Genomic DNA, 20,538 nt, shown 5'->3' with positions numbered 1-20,538 from the left:
TGGTGGTCGTTACTGGGATCGAACCAGTGACCCCCTCCTTGTAAGGGAGGTGCTCTCCCAGCTGAGCTAAACGACCTGGGATTCTTGAAATGATGGTGGGTCGTGCTGGATTCGAACCAGCGACCAATTGATTAAAAGTCAACTGCTCTACCGACTGAGCTAACGACCCATCTAAATCATTTTTTCTACAAACTGGTGGTCGTTACTGGGATCGAACCAGTGACCCCCTCCTTGTAAGGGAGGTGCTCTCCCAGCTGAGCTAAACGACCTGGGAATTCTGTCTCCACCGAGTGGAGAAAATGGTGGGTCGTGCTGGATTCGAACCAGCGACCAATTGATTAAAAGTCAACTGCTCTACCGACTGAGCTAACGACCCTCACCACGACCAGTCCCGACTGCATTACTGCTTCGGCTCTGACGGCGGCCTATATTACGGATTTAAATTTCCGGTGCAACAGAAAATTCGTAATTTAAATCCGTTTGCTCACTGTGCGTACAAATGCAGGCTGTTTTTACAGTAGCGTTACGAAAACAGTGACATACAGCAATGTTACAGCTTGGCCAGACTCTGTTTGGCCAACTGGGCCGGCGAGGTGTTGGGATAGCCCTTGATCACCTGCTCATAGAAGGATTTGGCTTCCGCCTTCTTGCCATCCAGTTGCGCCAGCATACCCAGCTTCAGCAGCGCATCGGCTCGCTTGGGGGATTTGCTGTATTTGTTGGCCACGGTCGAGAACTGGGCCGAGGCACCGGCTCTGTCACCCTTGTTGAACAGCAACTGGCCGAGCCAGTAGTGTGCATTGGGAACATAGCCCGAATTGGGGTACTGCTTAATGAAGCCCTGGAAAGCCGGAATGGCTTTGTCATAGTTCTTCTCTTTGAGCACCATGTTGACCGCTGCGTCGTAAGCCTGATTCTCATCCTGATTGGTTGAGTAATTGGCGGCAGCAGCCGGTGTGGCAGCAGCAGGGGCCGGGGCGGCTGGAGCAGCTTGCTGGCTGCTGGCAACCTTGTCGAGCTCCTGGTAGAGCTGACGCTGGCGCTCTTGCGACTGTTCCATCTGGTAGGTCTGCTGCTCCAGCTGACCGCGCAGTTCGGAGACCTCCCCTTGCAGGGAGTCGACCTGTTGCTGCAATTCAGCTTGCAGTCGCAGACGGGCATTGAGGGTGCGCTCCAGCAGGGCAACCCGATCTTCCAGGCTACCGGTGGGCACGATGGCGCCGTTGTTGCCGCTAAGGACAACCCCACCACTTGAGTCACCGCCCAGATCGCTGACCGGTGCCGCAGCTTGCGCATTCAGAGCAACCATTACGGCCAGCGCAACGACAGCTTGCTTGTACACAGATTTCATTCGGATCAAACCTTAGCGTTTAGTACAGATAAAACGGCCAGCGCCATCGTCGCTCGCATATGCAGATTTCATTCGGATCAAACCTTGGCGTTTAGTGCAAATAAAACGGCCATCGAAATGGCCGCTTGCATATAAACGAACTTCGTTCGGTTTAAACCTTAGTAAACCAGAACCGCGCGGCGGTTTTTGGCAAAGGCATCCTCGGTGTGGGACAGATCCAGAGGCTTCTCTTCGCCATAGCTGACGATGGAGAGCTGCTCAGCCTGCACACCCAGGGTTTGCAGATACTTGGCCACAGCCTTGGCACGACGCTCGCCCAGAGCGATGTTGTACTCCGGAGTACCGCGCTCATCGGCGTGACCTTCGATCAGGACTTTAACGCTCGGGCGCTCGCGCAGGTAGCTGGCGTGGGCATCCAGCAGATCAGCGTACTGACCCTGGATATCGTAACCGTCGAACGGGAAGTAGATCACGTTGTCACGCTGCAGTGCTTCGAACTTCTGACGCATCTGCTCTTCCGGGGACAACATGCCGTTGGCGCCGCCGGTTTGTACACCGCCCATGCCGTCGGTCATACCTGATTCAGCGCCAGCGGCGTCGGAATCAGAAGAAGAACTACAAGCGGCCAGGGTGAACAGTGGCAGTGCGATGGCCAAACCCTTGAGCAGTTTATTGAGTTGCATGCTATTTCCTTAAACCTTTATAACAAAACAAAAAACAATTGGATTTTTATCAATTCAAGAAGGGCGACCAAGCTGGTGCACGAATTTCACCGCTACTGGTCGGAAGCACAGCCTTGAAGCGACCATCAGTCGACACCAACGCGAGACTCTTACGACCCTGATAGATGGTGGCATAAATGATCATGCTGCCATTGGGAGCCACACTTGGCGACTCATCCAGAGCACTCTGGGTAAGGACCAACAGGGCATTGTTTTCCATGTCCTGACGGGCAATACGATACTGTCCCTGAACACGGGTCACCATCACCATGATTTTGCCATCAGGAGTGATGGATGCACCCTGGTTGGATTCACCTTCCCAAGTCATCCGGCGAGTCATACCAGTCGCCAAATTTACGCTATAAATCTGGGGTTTGCCACCACGTTCAGAGGTGAACAACAAATTTTGCCCATCCGGCATCCAGGAGGGTTCAGTGTCGATCACCCGGCTGGTTGTGACGCGGGTCAGCTGCTTGCTAGCGACATCAACCACATATAGGTTCGGTGAACCATCTTTGGAGAGAACGATAGCCAGACGACGACCATCCGGAGACCACTCCGGCGCCCCGTTGATACCGCGGAAACTGGTGATCAGACTGCGCTGCTGGGTGTAGATATCCTGCACGTAGATTTCGGACTTCTGGTTCTCGAAGCTCACGTAAGCCAGCTTGCTGCCATCCGGCGACCAGGCTGGAGACATCAACGGCTCGCGGGAGCGCAGCAGGGTCTTCTCGTTGTAACCGTCGTAGTCAGAAATACGCAGCTGGTAAGGGAACTGGGTACCCTGCTGTACGGAGACATAAGCCAGACGGGTCAGGAAGGCACCGCGCTCGCCAGTCAGACGCTCATAGACGATGTCGGAGATACGGTGGGCAAACTGGCGCATCTGGGCACCCGGGATGGTCGCCATGCGGCTATCCAGGATGTAACCGTTGCTCTCGCCACCTTGTGCCTTGGCCAGCTGGCCTTTCAGCACATCGACCAGCTCGAAGTTGACCTTGTAGGTGCCGTCACCGACTGCCGAAATGGAACCCACCACCACGGCTTCAACCCCTTGGGAGGCCCAGGGAGCGAAGTTGATCTCGCTGCTGCTGCTCGGGGTCTGCGGCATCTGGCCACGGGCCAGCGGCTTGAACTTGCCGCTGCGCATCAGGTCGTTGGAGACCACTTCCGCGATGTCCTGCGGCAACTGCCCGTTACCTTCCCACTTGAAGGGGGCGACAGCGATGGGGCGTGCGCTATCAATACCGCCGGTGATGACGATGTCCAGGGCCGCCTGGGCACTCTGGCCCAGCAACAAACAGCCAACCAAAGCAAAAAATACTTTTCTGATCATGGCTTAAATACTCGGTTCCAATATAGATGAGAGGTTAAATTCCTTTCTCGGCGAGAGGTTGCCAACCGGAGGCAAGCAACCTCGTTTTATCACGCTTAGATACTCGGTTCTAACTTCAGGTTAAATTCCTTCAACATCTCGAATGCCGCAGGATCCTTGGGCACAGGCAGTTGATTGGCTTTCAGAACAGCCGCCTTACCGGAACGACAAACCGCCGGGTCACCCTGGCCGTTATCTACCGATATGACAAAGCCACTGCTCGCAAGACGTACGCCGATAGTACATGTTTTGCCCCGCATGGTGGGATCCAAAATCATATACCGCTCAACAGTGGCTTTGATGAGCGCCGCATATTTGTCGACTTCGCCCTGGGCTGCTGCCGATGCAGCCTGACTGCGAGCATTGGCCTCAGCCGACAGCTGCTGCTGCATCATCTCTTCCATCTCTTTTTGCAGCTTGGCCTGCTCGGCTGCTTTACGCTTGCGCTCAGCCGCGATCTTGGCCTGCTTTTCGGCCTCTGCCTTGGCTTTCTTCTCTGCGTCAGCTTTTGCCTTTTTCTCAGCCTCTTCCTTGGCCTTCTTCTCGGCCTCGGCTTTGGCTTTTTTCTCTGCTTCTGCCTTGGCTTTCTTCTCGGCTTCGGCTTTGGCCTTCTTGTCAGCTTCCGCTTTCTTGGCCTTGGCTTCTGCCGCCTTGGCTTTCTCTTCGGCCTCTTTCTTCTCTTGTTCCTTTTTCTTCTTCAACGCCAACGCCTTGCTCTCGGCTTCCGCCGCTTTACGCTCGGCTTCGGCCTTCTTGGCCTTCTGCTCTTCCAGCTTGCGGGCTTCCTCGGCTTTTTGGGCCTTCTCTTCCGCCTGCTTCTGCTCGGCCACCTTCTTCTGCTTCTCGGCCTCGGCCTTGCGAGTCGCCTCTTCGGCCTGCTTGCGCTTGGTCTCGGCGATGCGAAGCTGCTCCTGTTTCTGAGCCAGCTCGCGCTTGGCGAGATCCGTGTCTTCCTTATCCTTCTCTTTCTCTACCTTTTGAGGCTTGGGCTGAGATTTCTGCTGCTGGATCTGCTTGGCCTGTTCGTTGAGGAAGTTCTCATCGAGCATGACGGCATTGACGATCTGCCCCTTCGATTCGGGTCGTTTCGGTTTGCTGAAATCGAGCCCGACAAACAGGATGATGCCGATGATCAGGTGCAGCAGAAACGACGCGATGAGATAACCGGAAATACCACGCTTCACATCCATCTCCGTTAGTTCACCGGATCTGTCATCAGGCCAACCTGAGGCACACCCGCATTCTTGAGGGCCACCATCAACAGGATCACCTCTTCGTAGCGCACGGCCTTGTCACCCGCGACCACCACGGGGGCATTCTGGTTGATCGCCAGATAGCCCATGGCTTTTTCGGTGATGTATTGCTGCATCGCCTCTGGCGTGCCGCTTGGCACCGGCTCGTCATCGGCTTCGCCAGCCTTGATGACATACTCGCCTTCGGTATTGACGCTGACGATGAAGGGCGGCTTGGCATCTTCCGGCAACTGCTCGGACTCAGCCTGTGGCAGATCCACCTTGACCCCTTGCGTGATCACCGGCGTGACCGCCATAAAGATGATAAGCAGCACCAGCATGACGTCGATATAGGGAACCACGTTGATCTCGGCCACCTTTTTGCGCCGGATCCGCTGATAGGTTTGCATTACTGATCACCCTGCTGCTGTGCAATTTGACGGTTCAGAATGGTGGTGAACTCGTCCATGAAGTTGGCGTAGGCGTTCTCCAGCCGCTCGACCTTGTTGGAGAAGCGGTTGTAGAAGATAACCGCCGGGATAGCGGCAAACAGACCCATGGCGGTAGCGATCAGCGCTTCCGCGATACCCGGTGCCACCATTTGCAGGGTGGCCTGCTGCACCTGACCCAGGGCGATAAAGGCGTTCATGATCCCCCATACGGTACCGAACAGACCGATATAGGGGCTGATGGAGCCGATGGTCGCCAGCACCGGCAGGTTGGATTCCAGATCATCCACCGCGCGGGAGAGGGAGACGCGCATGGCGCGGTAGGTACCATCCATCACCGCATCCTGACCACGGGCACCTGCCTTGAGCAAGCGGGCATACTCCTTGAAGCCGGAGTAGAAGATATCTTCCATGCCTTCGATATCATCACGGCGGGAAGAGGACTCCTGATAGAGGCGATTGAGATCGACCCCTGACCAGAAGCGATCTTCAAACTGTTCCGATGCGAGATTGGCCGCCTTGATCGCCTTTGAACGCTGGATAATCAGCGCCCACGAGACAATAGACATGCTCATCAGGGTCATCATGACCAGTTTTACCAACAGGCTGGCTTGCCAAAACAGGCCAATAAACGAAATTTCAGCGTGCACTTAACAGCACTCCCTTGATTTTTTCAGGTATAGCTACAGGTTTCATTTGCGGATGACTTACACAGGCTATCTGTACCATGGCCTGGGTGATCAGTCGTCCATCAGCCGCCAGGATCTGCTGCGAAAAGCGCAGGGATGCGCGTTTCACTTCAATCACTTGCGTTAATACATTCAATAGTTCATTAAAACGGGCCGCCGAGCGGAAATCGATCTCAGTTCGGCTCACCACGAAGGCATATCCCTCCTGCAGCCAGACGTCCTGTTCGACCCCTTTGGCACGAAGAAACTCGGTGCGAGCACGTTCCATAAACTTGAGATAATTGGCGTTGTAGACGATGCCCCCGGCGTCGGTGTCTTCGTAGTAGACACGCACCGGAAACTCAAAGACTTCCCCCATAACAATCTGTGATCCATTCGACAGTCAGATGGGGGGCTATCATAGCGCAGGGCTGAATAGGAAAGAAGCAGGGGGAGACAGGGAAATCCTGCCTCCCCCCGTTTTTTATGAAAGGAAATATGAATGTGTCAGCCAGAGGCCATACAACAAACTGGGCCAGGCGAGCCAGGGGTTGAACAGCACACGTCCGGGCAGGCTTTTAAGATGAAAGCCAAGCCCGTTAAGCACGCCACAACAGACGGCCCACATCAGCCAGGGAGCAAGCCAGAGACCATGCTCGCTGGTGTTGGCCGCGATCAGATTGGGGGCCTGTAAAATAGCGACGGCCAACAAGGCCGCCGCGAGTAACATCAACCCCTGCCACGGCTGCCGCTCCAGTGGAGCGGCCAGCCTGGCGAGTCGATCACTTGTTTTCATCGATCTGACGATCCATGTTCTCGGTGTGTTCCAGCCACAGCGCATTGATGATGCCAAATGCACAGGCCAGCAACAGTCCCAGGATCCAGGTGAAATACCACATTGTCAGCGCACCTCTTAATAGAGAGATTGTTGGTTATCTTCGATGTGCTTGTTGGTTACCCGGCCAAACATCTTGATGTAAGTCCAGATGGTGTAACCCAGCACAATCGGTACGAAGATCGCTGCAGCCACAGTCATCACCTGCAAGGTGTTGAAAGAGGCGGTAGCATCCCACATGGTCAGGCTCAGTGACGGCTCAAGGCTTGAGGGCATCACGAACGGGAACATGGAGAAACCGGCAGTGAGGATGACCCCGGCAATCGCCAGCGAGGAGCTGGTAAACGCCAGCCAGCCGATGTTCATGCGGGCAAACAGCGCAGTCAGCAGGCTCATGGCCAGGCCCAGTACAGGGGCAGCCACCATCCACGGATAGAGGGTGTAGTTGTTCATCCAGGCACCAGCCTGCAGGACAACTTCCTTGTTCATCGGGTTGGATACTGCGTCAGTCGCGGCAGCCTTGACGATGACATACCCTTCCATACCACTTACCCACCAACCCGCGGCAGCAAACAGCACCAGGGTCAGCAGTGAGCAGATCATGGCAGCCGTGCGGGAACGCGCCAGCACTTCACCGTCGGTCTTCATCATCAACCAGGTTGCGCCCTGGGTGAGCAGCATGAACAGGCTCACCAGACCAGCAAGAATGCCGAACGGGTTAAGCAGGCCGAAGAAGTTGCCGTGATAGGTCAACATCATGAACTGGTTAAACTCGAACGGAACGCCTTGCAGCAGGTTGCCAAAGGCCACACCAAAGACGATTGGCGGTACGGCGCTGCCAGCGAACAAGGCCCAGTCCCAGTTGCTGCGCCATTTGGCATCAGCACGCAGAGAGCGGTACTTGAAACCGACCGGACGCAGGAACAGCGCCATCAGAGTCAGGATCATGGCGATGTAGAAGCCGGAGAAGGTCGCGGCATACACCATCGGCCAGGCGGCGAACAAGGCACCACCGGCAGTGACCAGCCAAACCTGGTTACCTTCCCAGTGCGGTCCCATGGTGTTGAGCATCACGCGGCGCTCGACATCTTTCTTGCCGACGAACGGGAGCAGTGCGCCTACCCCCATGTCGAAGCCGTCAGTGATGGCAAAACCGATCAGCAGTACGCCGACCAGAGCCCACCAGATGACACGCAGAGTTTCGTAATCAAACATGGTCGCTCTCCTTATGCCTTGATCTGTTCAAAGTGATACTTGCCAGTCTTCAGGCTGCTGGGGCCAAGACGGGCATACTTGAACATCAGGTACATCTCGATCACCAGAAGTACGGTATAGAACAGGCAGATACCGATCAGAGAGAACCAGATCTCGGCTGCAGGCAGGTTGGATGCAGAGAGGGAAGTCGGCAACACCTCTGCAATGGTCCACGGTTGGCGACCATATTCAGCAACAAACCAGCCAGCTTCGATAGCGATCCACGGCAGCGGGATGCCCCACAGCAGACCCTTGAGCAGCCACTTGCGCTTGCCGATCTGGTGGCGGGCACTGTCATAGAAGGCCATACCAATCAGCACCAGCATCAGCATGCCGACGGCAACCATGATGCGGAAGGCGAAGAACAGCGGCAGAACCTGCGGGATGGAGTCATCAACGGCGGCCTTGATCTGCTCGTCGGTAGCATCGGTCACGTTGCTGGTGTAGCGCTTGAGCAGCAGACCGTAGCCCAGATCCTGTTTCACTTCGTCGAAGCGAGCGCGGGTCTCGTCAGACTTGTCACCGGATTGCAGCTTGGTCAGCAGGTCGTAAGCGGTCATACCGTTACGAACGCGCAGTTCGTGCTCGCTCTTCAGATCCTTCAGACCGGTTACCTGACCGTCCAGAGAACGGGTCGCGATAATGCCCAGCGCATAGGGGATCTTGATGGCGTAGTCGGTGCGCATCTCTTCCTGATTCGGAATACCGAACAGGGTAAAGGCGGCCGGAGCAGGTTCAGTTTCCCACTCAGCTTCGATAGCGGCCAGTTTCACCTTCTGCACTTCACCGGTCTCGTAACCGGATTCGTCACCGAGGATCAGTACGGACACGATGGAAGCCATACCGAACGCAGCGGCAATGGCGAAGGAGCGACGGGCAAACGCCACATCACGATTCTTCAGCAGGTAGTAGGAGGAGATACCCAGCACAAACATGGCGCCACAGGTATAACCAGCCGCCACCGTGTGGACGAACTTGACCTGAGCAACCGGGTTGAGCACCACGTCAGCGAAGCTCATCATCTCCATCCGCATGGATTCGAAGTTGAACTCGGCACCGACCGGGTTCTGCATCCAGCCGTTGGCGACCAGGATCCAGAGGGCGGAGAGGTTGGTACCCAGCGCCATCAACCAGGTGGCAGCCAGATGCTGATGCTTGCTCAGACGATCCCAACCAAAGAAGAACATACCGACGAAGGTGGACTCCAGAAAGAAGGCCATCAGCCCTTCGATAGCCAGCGGGGCACCGAAGATATCGCCGACATAATGGGAGTAGTAAGCCCAGTTCGTACCGAACTGGAACTCCATGGCCAGACCTGTGGTGACCCCCAAGGCAAAGTTGATACCAAACAACTTACCCCAGAATTTGGTCATGTCCCGGTAGATGGTGTTGTTGGTCATCACATAGACGGATTCCATGATCGCCAGGAGAAAGGCCATTCCCAGCGTCAGGGGTACAAACAAAAAGTGATAAAGGGCCGTCGCAGCGAACTGGAACCGCGATAGGTCTACCACATGCTCAGCAATCATGATGTTTCCTCACCGATTATTGGCACGGCTATTTTAAGTTTTAAGCACAAAGCTTCCGTTGGAGGTTATCGAATGAGCCTTATTGGGACGTGTCACAACAAAACGCGTTCAGTAACCACTGGCATTAACAACAAGGCAATACGAGAACACAAATAAAGCTAATGTTTAACAATTCCAAAACAATCAGCCTAAATTTATTCTCGCCCATGATGACCGGGTTTTTATATCACCTTTATTTGATTGAAATCAATGTAAAAGGACCCGCCATACATGGCTTTGAAAGGCATTTTTAATCTATTTCACGATTATTGACGCGAGCCAGATCACAAAACACGATAAAGCGTAAAACATTGATTTAAATCAATTTAAGAATTTAACATCCCGCCACTCGGTTTAATTTGAAAAGCGTGAATGACGCGCCTTTTTCCATGTTATCCGAGTCAGGCAATCTGATTCGAAAACTCAATTTAAAATTGCAAAGAATGCATACTCATGCGAACCAATTTCATCAATAAAGACATTAGATAAACTAATTTGAAGAGTGCAATTTTTCTTGTTTGCCGGGGTCGATTCTAACTCCTACAATGCGCCTCGCAGTGAGGGCATACCCTTGGATACAGGCCGGTTAATCCGGGTTCACGGTACGTATTCGACGATCAATTTGAACCTGTCTATTGGAATCGAAGATGAAAAAGTTTGTTGCTAAAACCATCCGTTACTACAAGCTTTCCTTTGTTCAGCTCTATCAACTGAACCGACTCTGAGAGCTCGCGACGGCTCACCTGTTTATTTTCCGGTCTGTGTCCAGACGCACTCACTGTCTGTGAACATCCATCCTGAATTGTCTTTGCCCACCGCATCCGCCGTGGGCTTTTTTTTGCCCGGATAATAAAAAACCGCCTTTGACGGCGGTTTCATGTTCAAACGACTGTTTTTACTTCTCATCTGGTCGCTGAAGACCGAAATGAGCGTAGGCTCGTGTGGTCGCAATCCGTCCTCTGGGTGTACGTTGCAGATACCCTTGCTGGATCAGATAAGGCTCCAGCACATCTTCGATAGTATCTTTCTCTTCCCCGATCGCGGCGGCCAGATTATCGAGACCCACCGGGCCCCCCATAAACTTGTCTATCACAGCCAACAATAACTTGCGGTCCATGAAGTCAAAACCTTCGTTATCGACATCCAGCATGTCCATGGCGCGGGCAGCAATGGGGCCGTCGATCCGGCCATCGGATTTCACCTGGGCAAAGTCGCGCACCCGCCTTAACAAACGGTTAGCAATCCGCGGCGTGCCGCGAGAGCGACGGGCGACCTCAATGGCTCCATCTTCCGTCATGTCTAGCCCCAGACAACGGGCGCTGCGGGAGACGATATCGGTCAGGTCCTTGACGTTGTAGAACTCCAGCCGCTGGACGATACCGAAGCGATCCCGCAGCGGGCTGGTGAGTGAACCAGCCCGGGTGGTGGCGCCAATCAGGGTGAAGGGAGGCAGATCCAGCTTGATGGAACGAGCCGCTGGCCCCTCCCCGATCATGATGTCGAGCTGGTAATCCTCCATCGCCGGATAGAGCACCTCCTCCACCACCGGGCTGAGGCGGTGGATCTCGTCGATGAACAGCACATCGTTCGGTTCGAGGTTGGTGAGCAGCGCCGCCAGATCCCCCGCTTTCTCCAGCACCGGGCCGGAGGTGGTCTTGATATTGACCCCCATCTCGTTGGCGACGATGTTGGCGAGGGTGGTCTTGCCCAAGCCCGGCGGGCCGAAGATCAGCAGGTGATCGAGCGCTTCGCCCCGCTGACGGGCCGCTTCGATAAAGATCTCCATCTGTTCGCAGACGGTATCCTGACCGGTGTAGTCAGCCAGCTTCTTGGGGCGGATAGCCCGGTCAATAATGTCATCCTCACGGGCGGCACTGGCCGAGATGAGGCGGTCTGCTTCAATCATCAACTACCTCATACCAGACTACGCAGGGATTCACGGATGATATCTTCCACCGACATCCCCTCTTTGGCGATCTTGCTGACAATCTGACTCGCCTGCTGCGGCTTGTAACCGAGGGCCACCAGCGCACTGGCCGCCTCCTCGGTCACATCCGGTGCCCGCAATTCGGGCTCACTGGCTGGCAAGGTGACCATGGCCGGGGAGAAGAGGTCGTGACTTACCCACCCCTTGAGGCGATCCTTCATCTCCACCACCAGCCGCTCGGCGGTCTTCTTGCCGACTCCCGGCAGTTTGACCAAAGAGCTTATCTCTTCACGTTCGACACTCAGCACAAACTGGGTAGCTGTCATGCCGGAAAGAATCGCCAGCGCCAGCTTGGGGCCGACTCCGTTGGTCTTGATCAACTCGCGGAACAGCGCCCGCTCCTGTTTGTGGTTAAAACCATAGAGCAGCTGGGCATCTTCCCGCACCACGAAGTGAGTATGGATGGTCGCTTCCTTGCCGATCTCCGGCAAATCATAGAAGCAGCTCATCGGCATCTGTACCTCATAGCCAACCCCGCCCACTTCCAGCAGGACCTCGGGGGGCTGCTTTTCAATGACAATGCCTCTCAAGCGACCAATCACGGCTCTCTCCTCATCAATACAACTATTCGTAAATTGGCTCATAGCATAAAGAATAACTGGATAAGTATCCAGCATAGGGCAGCAACACCCGCGTAGTCAGAGAGGCTTTTTATCCCATTTTCCACCATGCTTGATCGGGTGCAGCCAGTGCACGGGATGTTTCAGCGCCGCACCGGCCCCCGAGCGGGGGATAAACCACTACACTAAACCCGTTCGGAACCGAAACTGGTGCCAATGTCGATACCAAGGAAGGCCATCACATGAAAATTGTTACCACCTCCAATCTGGGTCTTGCCATATTGCTCGGCTGTACGCTGGGCATGGGGGTCGTTGGCTGGTATGGCAGCCAGCGGCTAGCCAATCTGCTCTCCTACGTACTGGGCGCCGCCTGGCAGACCGCCGACGGAGCCATGGAGGGCTCCATAGAGCTGGGCAACCAACAGCTACAGATTCAAAAGATGCAAAACGGAACCCCGCTCAATCGCGCCGAACTCGATGCTGCCAAGGCGGCGACCGATGACGCGCTGGCCCGGGTCAGCCAGGGGCAGCTCATTGATGGTGCGGCCCTTGCCACAATGGAACAGCACAAGCAGGACTATCAACAGCAACAAGAGAAGCTGCTGGCGCTCTATCACGCCTATACCGAGGTGGATCAGGCCCTGCATCACAACGCCGATCTGATGGCCCGCCTCTCGACCCAGCTGGAGGTGATCGGCGACGGAGCGGTCGAGGCGCTGACCCAATCCCCCGACCAGACCATCAGCTGGAACAGCGGCCTCTCCACTCGCTGGGAAGCGGCCGACGGGGGGATGGAATCCAACATAGGCTTTTTGCGCCAGCTCTATGCGCTGGAAAAGATGCGCAGACAAGGAGTCACAGAGGCGATCAAGGCCGAGCTGAAAGAGGCGACCGATTTCTACCACGAAGCGGTCGACAGCATGCTCGGCACCGGGCTGTTCGATATCGAGGGAACCGGCGAATTTGCCGGCAAGACACTGTCGGCAGAGTATCGCGCCCTGTTAACCCGGCATCAACAACTGATGGAACAGTGGGTCGATGCGCTCGGCAGCTATCAGGCCCAGCAGTCCGTCTATGAGGTCAGTGCCGATGAGTTGCGACAACAGCTGGTTGCCATCGAGGAGAGCGGCGATGCGACCGTTGAGGATCAGGTGGCCCAGCTCAACGGCATCATCAGCCAGACCCGAACCCTGCTGCTGGGTGGCCTGCTGCTGAGCCTGATCATGGTCACCCTCTGCGGCTTCTGGCTGACCCGCAAGCTGGTGACCCCGCTGCTGCAAGTGGACAAGCGGATGCAGGATATCGCCGCCGGCGAGGGAGATCTCAACGCCCGCATCAACCTGCAACGGGATGACGAGATAGGCTCGCTGGCCAACAGCGTGGATCGTTTCATCGAGAAATTACAGAAGATGATCAGCTCCACCATGGACAACAACCAGCACATCAGCGAACACGTTCACACCTCGGTCAACCGGGTGGAGGCAATCAGCCAGAGCAGCCGCCAGACCGCCGAACATGCGCTGGCCCTGCACCACGACAGTGAGCAGATGGTGCAAGTCGCCACCGGTATCTCGGACAACTGCAGCATGGCGGCCCACAATGCCAATGAGGTACGCCAGCTGACCACCGAGAGCAGCCAGTATGTCGCCTCCGCCAGCGCGGGCATGCAGCGGGTGGTACAGGAGGTGAGCGAATGTGCCATCGCCATCAACTCCCTCAAGGAGCAGGCGGGTCAGATTGGCCAGATCATCTCCACCATCAGCGGCATCTCGGAACAGACCAACCTGCTGGCACTCAATGCGGCCATCGAAGCGGCCCGCGCGGGGGAGATGGGACGTGGCTTTGCGGTGGTTGCGGACGAGGTGCGCACCCTGGCTAATCGCACCGCAACATCAAGCGCCGAAATTAGCCAGGTGATCAGCAGCATCCAGCAGCAGACCGAGACCGCCTACCTGATGATGCAGCGCAACCTCAAGACGGTAGAGTCCGGCATGCAGGACTCCGAGAACACCAAGCAGATCCTGTTCAAGGTGGAAGGCGCCATCGACCAGCTGGCCGACATGGTGCAGCAGGTAGCCGTGGCTACCGGGCAACTGTCACACACCCTGAGCCACTCCTCTGACAAGGTCTCCGGCATCAGTCTGCAAGCCAGAACCGGCGAACAGGAGGCGCAGGAGTGTCTGCAACTCGCCTCCTCGCTCCATCAGGCCAGCCTGCTGCAGCAGCGCCTGCTCTCCCAGTTCAGGGTCTGACCCCTTTCAATAGCAAAGATGCCACTCATATGAGTGGCATCTTTTTGTTACCGGTTGCTCATTCCTGCCGCCTTAACTTCCTCAACGTCCTATGGCCAGTTGAATAGCCAGGCTCAGCATGATGATGCCAACCAGCAGATCGATCCCCTGCTGCACCCGGCTGCGGGCCAGCCAGGGCGCCAGTGCCGCAGCACCCAGCGCCAGCGAGTAGAACCACACCAACGAGGCCAGCATGGCCCCCGCAGCAAAGGCCGGACGCAGGGACTCGCTCACCTGACTGCCAAGGGAGCCGAGCAGCATCAAAGTATCGAGATAGACGTGGGGATTAAGCAGCGTAACTCCCAGCGTCATCGCCAACACGCTTTTGGCCCCCATCTGCTGAGCAGAATCGGCAAGTCCCTCCCCCTTACCGCGCCAGGCACTGAGCAGAGAACGGCCACCAAACCAGCCGAGAAACAGCACGCCACCCCAGGTGAGTAGCGCCATGCCGAGGGGGCTGGTGGCCAGCACATTGGCCCCGCCAAATACGCCGATAGCAATCAGGGTGAGATCGCAGAAACTGCAGAGCGTGGCCGTCAGCAGATGGTGATTGCGATGGATGCCCCGGCTCAGCACAAAGGCATTCTGGGCGCCGATGGGGATGATCATGGCCAGACCGATGGTGAAGCCTTGCAGTGTCGTTGCGAGCATCATGGAGAGCACCGTTCGAAATGATGAATGAGCGGCACTATAGCGATGGTAGTTCCTTCTTAGAAATTCATTGATTTACTGATTGATTCATTTTGCTAATAAAAACCGGCATACCCAGCCGCTGTTCCAGCCCTTGTCAATTACCGGATCTGACAATTGTGACCCTCAGAGTGCGGCAGGAGAATCTGTTGCGCCTGTGGGCTCAGCCTACTGCAGCAATCTGGGGAAGTTGGTAACCACAACTTGCTCCAGATTGGGTAGCAACAGCCCCGTACTAACCCCTTTGGCAATGGCCTGATAGCGGTTCATTGAGCCGGTTTTGCGGGTGACCTGATTGAGATGGTAATTGACCGTGCGCTCCGTGATCCCGAGGATGCAGGCGATCTCGCTAGAGGTCTTCCCTTCACTGGCCCAGAACAGGCACTCGGTCTCGCGCTCGGTCAAGGGGTCTTTACCCGCACTGTCCATCATGCTGAAACGCACCACCCGAATGGCCGCCTCGAAGATGTAATTGGACATCCAGGAGAGGATCGGCGAGGACTCCAGCAGCAAGTCGCTCGAGGCCCGCTCGGAGGTGATGAAGGAGAGAATACCGTTCTCCCCGGCAGCACCGTGCAGAGGGAAGGAGATGCCGTTACGCAACCCGAACTCGGCTGCCAACCCCATCACGTCCATGGTTCCCTCCTGCAGAAAACTGGCCCGCTCATCGAGGCGGTTCCAGTAAATGGGCAGCGTCTGCTTGCGTGCCAGCCGGATCACCGGATCGCACGCCAGCATGTTGTTTTCGGTATAGGCCTGCACCCAGGAATCGGGACACTGGTTGAACAGCACCACCTTGGGCCTTTGCATCGACATCGGCAGGATCAGGGCGAAGCGATAGTAGTCATAGCCCATCCCGAGCGTAAAGCGACCGATCAGTTCGGCCAGACGATTGCCGTCCGTCACCGAAGTGAAATGTTCGAGGTACTCAAGCAGTTGGTCTCTGTTCATATGAAAGCCCCCTTGGCCAGACATGTGATTATAACGGCGAATAGCAAGATAGAGGGTCCATAATGTTGGTTTTTAAAGGAAAATTGAGAGAACATCCACGAAACGAGGTGGAGGATGAACTCTATCGCTTTCGAAATCGCGTCTTTTCCGACCGGCTAGGCTGGGATGTCGAGTCTCATCGGGGCCTGGAGCGTGACAGCTTCGACACGCCAGACACCCATTGGGTTCTGATCGAGGACGAACAAGGGCTGTGTGGCTGTATTCGTCTGCTCAACTGTGCCGATGCCTATATGCTGCCCACCATCTTCCCCACCGCCCTTGCCGGTGAAAGCGCGCCACGCACTCCAGATGTCTGGGAACTCACCCGTCTGGCTATCGATGCCCAGCGCGCACCGCGCATGAGCAATGGCGTCAGCGAACTCACTTGCGTCATCTTCCGCGAGGTATATGCCTTCGCCCATGCCCACGGGATCCGGGAGCTGGTCGCCGTCGTCAGCCTGCCGGTGGAGCGCATCTTCCGCCGACTTGGCCTGCCCATCGAGCGGCTCGGTCATCGTCAGGCGGTCGATCTGGGGGCGGTAAGGGGCGTTGGCATCCGCTTCCATCTGGATGAGCGCTTCGCGCAGGCGGTCTCGCAGTCACTTATCGGACACTATCAAACTGCCACTTATCGCTCGCATGAGTTAGCGGCCCAGATATAAAAAATCCCGGGAAAACAGGCCCGGGATAAACATATCGCTGTATCGCTATGACCCCGCAGGGCTGCCCCCTGCGGTCTCTAGCAGTATGCCTTCCTGACAAGACAGACCACCACTGTCAGATATCACAGCGCAACGCCCCTTCCACCGCCCATTGTTGTCCCCTGCCGAGTGACGTAGAGTCAGCCCTTGGGCAACGGAAGGGAGAGAAGATGAAAGAGCTGGACTACAAACTGCTGCGGGCACTGGATGCGGTACTGCAGGAACAGAACTTCGATCGGGCGGCCAAGTCGCTCCATATCACCCAGTCGGCCATCTCCCAGCGGATCAAACAGCTGGAGCAACAGTTTGCCGAGCCGCTGCTTATTCGTAGCCAGCCGCTGCAGGCCACCGCGCTCGGCCAGAAGCTGCTGGCCCACTATCGGCAAGTACATCAGCTTGAGCTCGAACTGGCGGGGGAGCTGACCCCCGACCAGCCGCAAGGGCCAATCCGGATCAGCATCGCAGTGAACGCCGACAGCCTGGCCACCTGGTTTTTGCCCGCCATTGCCCCCTTGTTGAAACAGCACCCCATCGAACTCAACCTGCTGGTCGATGACGAGAGCCGTACCCTCGACAAGGTGCGCGAGGGTCAGGCGTTCGGTGCGGTCAGCCTGCATCCCCAACCGCTGGCGGGTTGCTGCGTCGATGAGCTCGGTGAGATGAACTATCTGCTTACCGCCAGCCCCGCCTTCGTAGCCTGCCACTTCCCTCATGGCCTGACCCGCGATGCACTGGCCAAGGCACCGGCGGTGGCGTTCGATCAGCGCGATGACATGCATGTGAGCTTTATGAGAGAACACTTCGGGCTGGAGCCGGGCGGTTATCCCTGCCATACGGTCCACTCGTCAGAGGCCTTCGTCGCCATGGCCGAGCAGGGGTTGGCCTACTGCCTGATCCCCGAATTGCAGATAAGAGGCCAGCTGGCTGGCGGGTCACTACTCAACCTCAGTCCCGACCACGTCCTGACGGAACGCCTCTACTGGCACCGCTGGGTACTGGAAAAAGGGGTTCACAAGCAGCTATCCCAACGCCTTATCGACCATGCCAGATCGCAGTTGAAACCACGCTGAGCAGGCCATTCACCTTGGCTTTGCAGGGCTAAAAACGTATAGTGCTGGGCGATCCTTCATCAGGTCTCCACCCAGGTTTTCACTTCAGGTTCCTCACTTATGTTCCAAGACAATCCGCTGCTGGCCCAGCTCAAGCAACAAATCCGCGAAAACATCCCGAAGAAAGAGGGTGTGATCCGCGCCTCGGACCGGGGCTTCGGCTTTCTGGAAGTCGATGAGAAGACCAGCTATTTCGTGCCGCCTCCCTACATGAAGAAGGTGATGCACGGTGACCGGGTGACCGCCCTGATCCGTACCGAAAAAGAGAAGGAAGTGGCCGAGCCGGATACCCTGCTGGAGCAGTCCGTCACCCGCTTCGTGGCCCGGGTCAAGATGTTCCGTGACCGCCTCAACGTGGTGGCCGACCATCCGCTGATCAAGGATGCCATCAAGGCCCGCGTCAAGAAGGGGCTGGATGAGAAAGAGTTCAAGGAAGGTGACTGGGTGGTGGCGACCCTCAAGCGCCATGCGCTGGTCGACGGCAACTTCTCTGCCGAGATCATCCAGAAGATCGCCGCCCAGGAAGATCACAATGTGCCCTGGTGGGTGGTGCTGGCGCGCCACAATCTGGCCCAGGTCGAGCCGGCTGATTTGCCGGAGTGGAAGGTGATCGAAGAGGAAGAGCTGCCCCGTCGTGACCTGACCAAGGTGCCCTTCTTCACCATCGACGGTGCCAAGACCAAGGATATGGACGATGCGCTGGCCATCACCAAGCTGGATAACGGCTGGGAGCTGCTGGTCGCCATCGCTGACCCGACCGCCTATGTGGCCGAAGGGAGCGAGCTGGACAAAGAGGCGGCCCAGCGCGCCTTTACCGTCTACATGCCGGGCCGCAACGTGCCGATGATCCCGCGCACCCTCTCCGACGAGCTTTGCTCCCTGAAAGAGGGCGAGGAGCGCAACACCCTGTGCGCCCGTCTGCTGATCGCCGAAGATGGTCTGCTACTGGAGGAGACCGAGTTCTTCGCCGCCCGCATCTGCTCCCACGCCCGCCTCAACTATGACGATGTCTCCGACTGGGCCGAACACGGCAAAGAGCTGGCTATCGACGCTGGCGTGCTGGCCCAGCTGCCGCTGATGAAGGCAATGACCGAGGCGCGCATCGCGTGGCGAACCGAGCATGCCCTGGTGTTCCCGGATCGTCCCGACTACGACTTCGAGCTGGGCGAAAATGGCGAAGTGCTGGCCATCCACGTCGAGCCACGCCGCATCGCCAACCGCATGGTGGAAGAGTCGATGATCGCCGCCAACATCTGCGCCGGTCGCGTACTGGGCAAGAGCGTCGGTTACGGCATCTTCAACGTTCACACCGGCTTTGACGAAGAGTCACTCGACGGCGCCATCGACCTGCTGAAGAGTGCCGAAGCCCCGTTCGAGCGCGACGAGATCGCCAGCCTCTCCGGCTTCTGCGCCCTGCGTCGCTGGATCGACAACCTCGACACCCGCTGGCTGGATGGCAAGATCCGCCGCTTCCAGAGCTATGCGCTGATGTCCTCCGAACCGGGCGCCCACTACGGCCTGGGTCTGGATGCCTACGCCACCTGGACTTCACCTATTCGCAAGTACGGCGATATGGTCAACCATCGTCTGCTCAAAGCCGTCATCGCCGGCAAGACCCCGGGTGAGCGCCCGAGCACCGAGCTCACCGAGCATCTGACCGCCTGCCGCCGTCTGCACCGCATGGTGGAGCGTGACATCGGCGACTGGCTCTATGTTCGCTACCTGAAAGCCGCCGCTGGCACCGATCAGGTGTTCAACGCCGAGATCATCGACGTGATGCGTGCCGGCCTCAAGCTGCGTCTGCAGGAGAACGGCGCAGTGGTCTTCCTGCCTGCCCGTCACATCCTCGACAACAAGGATCGACTGGAGTGCAACTGGGACAACGGCCGCGTCTATCTGGACAAGACCGAGGTGGTTTATGAGCTCGGCCAGATCATCGAGGTCAAACTAACCGAAGCGGTGGAAGAGACCCGTTCCCTTATCGCCAAACCGGCGGTAGATCTGGTACCGGGCCCGGCACCGGAAGCCCCGGCGGCCGAGAGTGCGCCAGCCGATAGCAGTGAAACGACCGCTGAGGCTGCCCCCAAGGCAGAATAAGCCGCGCAGAATCATCTGATCTGCCCGAGAGCCCGCCATCGTGCGTAATGCCAGTCAGTTAAGCCTGACTGGCATTGTTTTTATTGGTTTTTTTCACACTGTACTTCTGTGGCCTTGGCTTCACACTGCGGGGGTAACTCCGCTCCCTTCGCTCCGGTAATACAAACTGCCCCGCCTGCTTATCCAGCTCCGCCACCCGCTTCGGGATGCTCCCCGGTGACAGGTACGGCATGCAGCTCAGTTCATGGATGAGGTACACCGATGCCATGTGAAAACTCAGCTGGCTCGCTGTATATCCCTTCAAGCTCGCCGCCATCTTTACCATCTGGCTGCGCAGCAGGTTGTACGCCAGCAACACACCCCATAGCTCTTGCCGTATTCCCGCCGCCTTCTTGCTGCGCAGGGTCAGCCGGTGTTGTTGCAGGCTGTGCTTCATCTCCCGATAGCCCAACTCGATTTCCCAGCGGTGGCTGTAAAGCTCGACGATATCGGCACCCGGGAAACGCATCGGGTCAACCATCGAGGTCAGCACTTGCCGCTCTTTGCCGTTGATAGTGCGAGTCAGCAAGCGGGCTTCCACTGTATCCGGCAGGTGCGGCCACTTCTTCCTCGCCTGTGGGCTGGTCTTGAGATGCACCAGCACATCCTGGCGCCCCAGC

The 20,538-nt window shown here is 56.9% G+C and carries 20 protein-coding genes and 4 tRNA genes; 4 read left to right on the top strand and 20 right to left on the bottom strand.

Translation table 11 applies throughout. The annotated features are described in order from the left end of the window. From ACB040_RS19840 to ruvA, 17 genes are all read right to left on the bottom strand, one after another. Positions 1 to 76 (bottom strand) — tRNA-Val (locus tag ACB040_RS19840). Positions 77 to 93: 17 nt separating this feature from the next. Beyond that, a tRNA-Lys gene (locus ACB040_RS19835) sits at positions 94 to 169 on the bottom strand. Between the two features lie 24 nt (positions 170 to 193). Continuing rightward, a tRNA-Val gene (locus ACB040_RS19830) sits at positions 194 to 269 on the bottom strand. Between the two features lie 31 nt (positions 270 to 300). Continuing rightward, positions 301 to 376, bottom strand: a tRNA-Lys gene (locus ACB040_RS19825). A gap of 174 nt (positions 377 to 550) precedes the next feature. Beyond that, positions 551 to 1,351 carry a tol-pal system protein YbgF gene (gene ybgF, locus ACB040_RS19820; RefSeq protein WP_064339412.1) on the bottom strand — a complete coding sequence of 267 codons (801 nt, stop codon included), beginning with the start codon at positions 1,349 to 1,351 and terminating at the stop codon, positions 551 to 553. A gap of 158 nt (positions 1,352 to 1,509) precedes the next feature. After that, positions 1,510 to 2,034 carry a peptidoglycan-associated lipoprotein Pal gene (pal, locus tag ACB040_RS19815; RefSeq protein WP_005313284.1) on the bottom strand — a complete coding sequence of 175 codons (525 nt, stop codon included), beginning with the start codon at positions 2,032 to 2,034 and terminating at the stop codon, positions 1,510 to 1,512. 49 nt (positions 2,035 to 2,083) lie between these two features. Further along, entirely contained in the window at positions 2,084 to 3,409 is a 1,326-nt protein-coding gene (gene tolB, locus ACB040_RS19810) for a Tol-Pal system beta propeller repeat protein TolB (protein ID WP_005335728.1), read from the bottom strand. A 95-nt stretch (positions 3,410 to 3,504) separates the two neighbouring features. Then, positions 3,505 to 4,638 (bottom strand): cell envelope integrity protein TolA, encoded by a 1,134-nt coding sequence (gene tolA / locus ACB040_RS19805; protein WP_013723471.1) that lies wholly within the window; start codon positions 4,636 to 4,638, stop codon positions 3,505 to 3,507. 5 nt (positions 4,639 to 4,643) lie between these two features. Beyond that, positions 4,644 to 5,090, bottom strand: coding sequence for a protein TolR (tolR, locus tag ACB040_RS19800; protein ID WP_005335733.1), 447 nt, complete (start codon positions 5,088 to 5,090; stop codon positions 4,644 to 4,646). After that, positions 5,090 to 5,767 (bottom strand): protein TolQ, encoded by a 678-nt coding sequence (gene tolQ / locus ACB040_RS19795; RefSeq protein WP_213324849.1) that lies wholly within the window; start codon positions 5,765 to 5,767, stop codon positions 5,090 to 5,092. The genes tolR and tolQ overlap by 1 nt, the downstream gene beginning before the upstream one ends. A gap of 1 nt (position 5,768) precedes the next feature. After that, on the bottom strand, positions 5,769 to 6,176 hold the full coding sequence (gene ybgC, locus ACB040_RS19790; protein WP_005335737.1) for a tol-pal system-associated acyl-CoA thioesterase: 408 nt from the start codon (positions 6,174 to 6,176) through the stop codon (positions 5,769 to 5,771). A gap of 105 nt (positions 6,177 to 6,281) precedes the next feature. Further along, entirely contained in the window at positions 6,282 to 6,593 is a 312-nt protein-coding gene (locus ACB040_RS19785; RefSeq protein WP_041202810.1) for a cyd operon YbgE family protein, read from the bottom strand. After that, the gene (cydX, locus tag ACB040_RS19780; protein WP_005304933.1) at positions 6,580 to 6,696 is read right to left on the bottom strand and encodes a cytochrome bd-I oxidase subunit CydX; all 117 of its coding nucleotides are present in this window, start codon (positions 6,694 to 6,696) and stop codon (positions 6,580 to 6,582) included. Before cydX ends, ACB040_RS19785 begins: the two co-directional genes overlap by 14 nt. 14 nt (positions 6,697 to 6,710) lie before the next feature. Beyond that, the gene (cydB, locus tag ACB040_RS19775; protein WP_005335741.1) at positions 6,711 to 7,847 is read right to left on the bottom strand and encodes a cytochrome d ubiquinol oxidase subunit II; all 1,137 of its coding nucleotides are present in this window, start codon (positions 7,845 to 7,847) and stop codon (positions 6,711 to 6,713) included. 11 nt (positions 7,848 to 7,858) lie between these two features. Further along, a complete protein-coding gene (locus ACB040_RS19770) occupies positions 7,859 to 9,415 on the bottom strand; it encodes a cytochrome ubiquinol oxidase subunit I (protein WP_005335743.1) in 1,557 nt (518 codons plus the stop codon). 934 nt (positions 9,416 to 10,349) lie between these two features. Further along, on the bottom strand, positions 10,350 to 11,360 hold the full coding sequence (gene ruvB / locus ACB040_RS19765) for a Holliday junction branch migration DNA helicase RuvB (protein ID WP_005335744.1): 1,011 nt from the start codon (positions 11,358 to 11,360) through the stop codon (positions 10,350 to 10,352). Between the two features lie 8 nt (positions 11,361 to 11,368). Further along, positions 11,369 to 11,983, bottom strand: a complete 615-nt coding sequence (gene ruvA / locus ACB040_RS19760) for a Holliday junction branch migration protein RuvA (RefSeq protein ID WP_005335746.1) — start codon at positions 11,981 to 11,983, stop codon at positions 11,369 to 11,371. Positions 11,984 to 12,243: 260 nt separating this feature from the next. On the opposite strand from ruvA, the gene ACB040_RS19755 reads away from it, so the two are divergent. Further along, positions 12,244 to 14,253: a methyl-accepting chemotaxis protein gene (locus ACB040_RS19755; RefSeq protein WP_338772540.1), complete on the top strand. Its 2,010-nt coding sequence runs from the start codon at positions 12,244 to 12,246 to the stop codon at positions 14,251 to 14,253. Positions 14,254 to 14,334: 81 nt separating this feature from the next. On the opposite strand, the gene lysE is transcribed toward ACB040_RS19755, so the two are convergent. Next, positions 14,335 to 14,943, bottom strand: a complete 609-nt coding sequence (gene lysE, locus ACB040_RS19750) for an L-lysine exporter (RefSeq protein ID WP_115522497.1) — start codon at positions 14,941 to 14,943, stop codon at positions 14,335 to 14,337. 207 nt (positions 14,944 to 15,150) lie between these two features. Beyond that, entirely contained in the window at positions 15,151 to 15,933 is a 783-nt protein-coding gene (locus ACB040_RS19745) for a LuxR family transcriptional regulator (RefSeq protein ID WP_005335753.1), read from the bottom strand. A gap of 62 nt (positions 15,934 to 15,995) precedes the next feature. Here ACB040_RS19745 and ACB040_RS19740 point away from each other — a divergent pair, with 62 nt between their 5' ends. From ACB040_RS19740 to ACB040_RS19730, 3 genes are all read left to right on the top strand, one after another. Further along, a complete protein-coding gene (locus ACB040_RS19740; RefSeq protein WP_371156190.1) occupies positions 15,996 to 16,634 on the top strand; it encodes an acyl-homoserine-lactone synthase in 639 nt (212 codons plus the stop codon). A 209-nt stretch (positions 16,635 to 16,843) separates the two neighbouring features. After that, positions 16,844 to 17,743: a LysR family transcriptional regulator ArgP gene (locus tag ACB040_RS19735; protein WP_201953533.1), complete on the top strand. Its 900-nt coding sequence runs from the start codon at positions 16,844 to 16,846 to the stop codon at positions 17,741 to 17,743. Between the two features lie 99 nt (positions 17,744 to 17,842). Then, positions 17,843 to 19,879, top strand: a complete 2,037-nt coding sequence (locus tag ACB040_RS19730; protein WP_371156188.1) for an exoribonuclease II — start codon at positions 17,843 to 17,845, stop codon at positions 19,877 to 19,879. A 58-nt stretch (positions 19,880 to 19,937) separates the two neighbouring features. Here ACB040_RS19730 and ACB040_RS19725 read toward each other — a convergent pair. Beyond that, positions 19,938 to 20,538, bottom strand: a 601-nt coding sequence (locus ACB040_RS19725) for a transposase (RefSeq protein ID WP_371156186.1), incomplete at its 5' end; no start/stop codon positions are given.

Origin of the sequence: Aeromonas sp. S11(2024), from assembly GCF_041402345.1 — a bacterium.
Classification (GTDB): domain Bacteria; phylum Pseudomonadota; class Gammaproteobacteria; order Enterobacterales; family Aeromonadaceae; genus Aeromonas; species Aeromonas veronii.
The sequence above is the reverse complement of the archived record's forward strand: the minus strand, read 5'-3'. Positions and strand labels throughout refer to the sequence as shown.

Excerpts from the sequence above, each read along its gene's own strand:
- ybgF (WP_064339412.1), bottom strand. The coding sequence starts at position 1,351 with ATGAAATCTGTGTACAAGCAAGCTGTCGTTGCGCTGGCCGTAATGGTT.
- pal (WP_005313284.1), bottom strand. The coding sequence starts at position 2,034 with ATGCAACTCAATAAACTGCTCAAGGGTTTGGCCATCGCACTGCCACTG.
- tolB (WP_005335728.1), bottom strand. The coding sequence starts at position 3,409 with ATGATCAGAAAAGTATTTTTTGCTTTGGTTGGCTGTTTGTTGCTGGGC.
- tolA (WP_013723471.1), bottom strand. The coding sequence starts at position 4,638 with ATGGATGTGAAGCGTGGTATTTCCGGTTATCTCATCGCGTCGTTTCTG.
- tolR (WP_005335733.1), bottom strand. The coding sequence starts at position 5,090 with ATGCAAACCTATCAGCGGATCCGGCGCAAAAAGGTGGCCGAGATCAAC.
- ybgC (WP_005335737.1), bottom strand. The coding sequence starts at position 6,176 with ATGGGGGAAGTCTTTGAGTTTCCGGTGCGTGTCTACTACGAAGACACC.
- ACB040_RS19785 (WP_041202810.1), bottom strand. The coding sequence starts at position 6,593 with ATGAAAACAAGTGATCGACTCGCCAGGCTGGCCGCTCCACTGGAGCGG.
- cydX (WP_005304933.1), bottom strand. The coding sequence starts at position 6,696 with ATGTGGTATTTCACCTGGATCCTGGGACTGTTGCTGGCCTGTGCATTT.
- cydB (WP_005335741.1), bottom strand. The coding sequence starts at position 7,847 with ATGTTTGATTACGAAACTCTGCGTGTCATCTGGTGGGCTCTGGTCGGC.
- ACB040_RS19770 (WP_005335743.1), bottom strand. The coding sequence starts at position 9,415 with ATGATTGCTGAGCATGTGGTAGACCTATCGCGGTTCCAGTTCGCTGCG.
- ruvB (WP_005335744.1), bottom strand. The coding sequence starts at position 11,360 with ATGATTGAAGCAGACCGCCTCATCTCGGCCAGTGCCGCCCGTGAGGAT.
- ACB040_RS19755 (WP_338772540.1), top strand. The coding sequence starts at position 12,244 with ATGAAAATTGTTACCACCTCCAATCTGGGTCTTGCCATATTGCTCGGC.
- lysE (WP_115522497.1), bottom strand. The coding sequence starts at position 14,943 with ATGCTCGCAACGACACTGCAAGGCTTCACCATCGGTCTGGCCATGATC.
- ACB040_RS19745 (WP_005335753.1), bottom strand. The coding sequence starts at position 15,933 with ATGAACAGAGACCAACTGCTTGAGTACCTCGAACATTTCACTTCGGTG.
- ACB040_RS19740 (WP_371156190.1), top strand. The coding sequence starts at position 15,996 with ATGTTGGTTTTTAAAGGAAAATTGAGAGAACATCCACGAAACGAGGTG.
- ACB040_RS19735 (WP_201953533.1), top strand. The coding sequence starts at position 16,844 with ATGAAAGAGCTGGACTACAAACTGCTGCGGGCACTGGATGCGGTACTG.
- ACB040_RS19730 (WP_371156188.1), top strand. The coding sequence starts at position 17,843 with ATGTTCCAAGACAATCCGCTGCTGGCCCAGCTCAAGCAACAAATCCGC.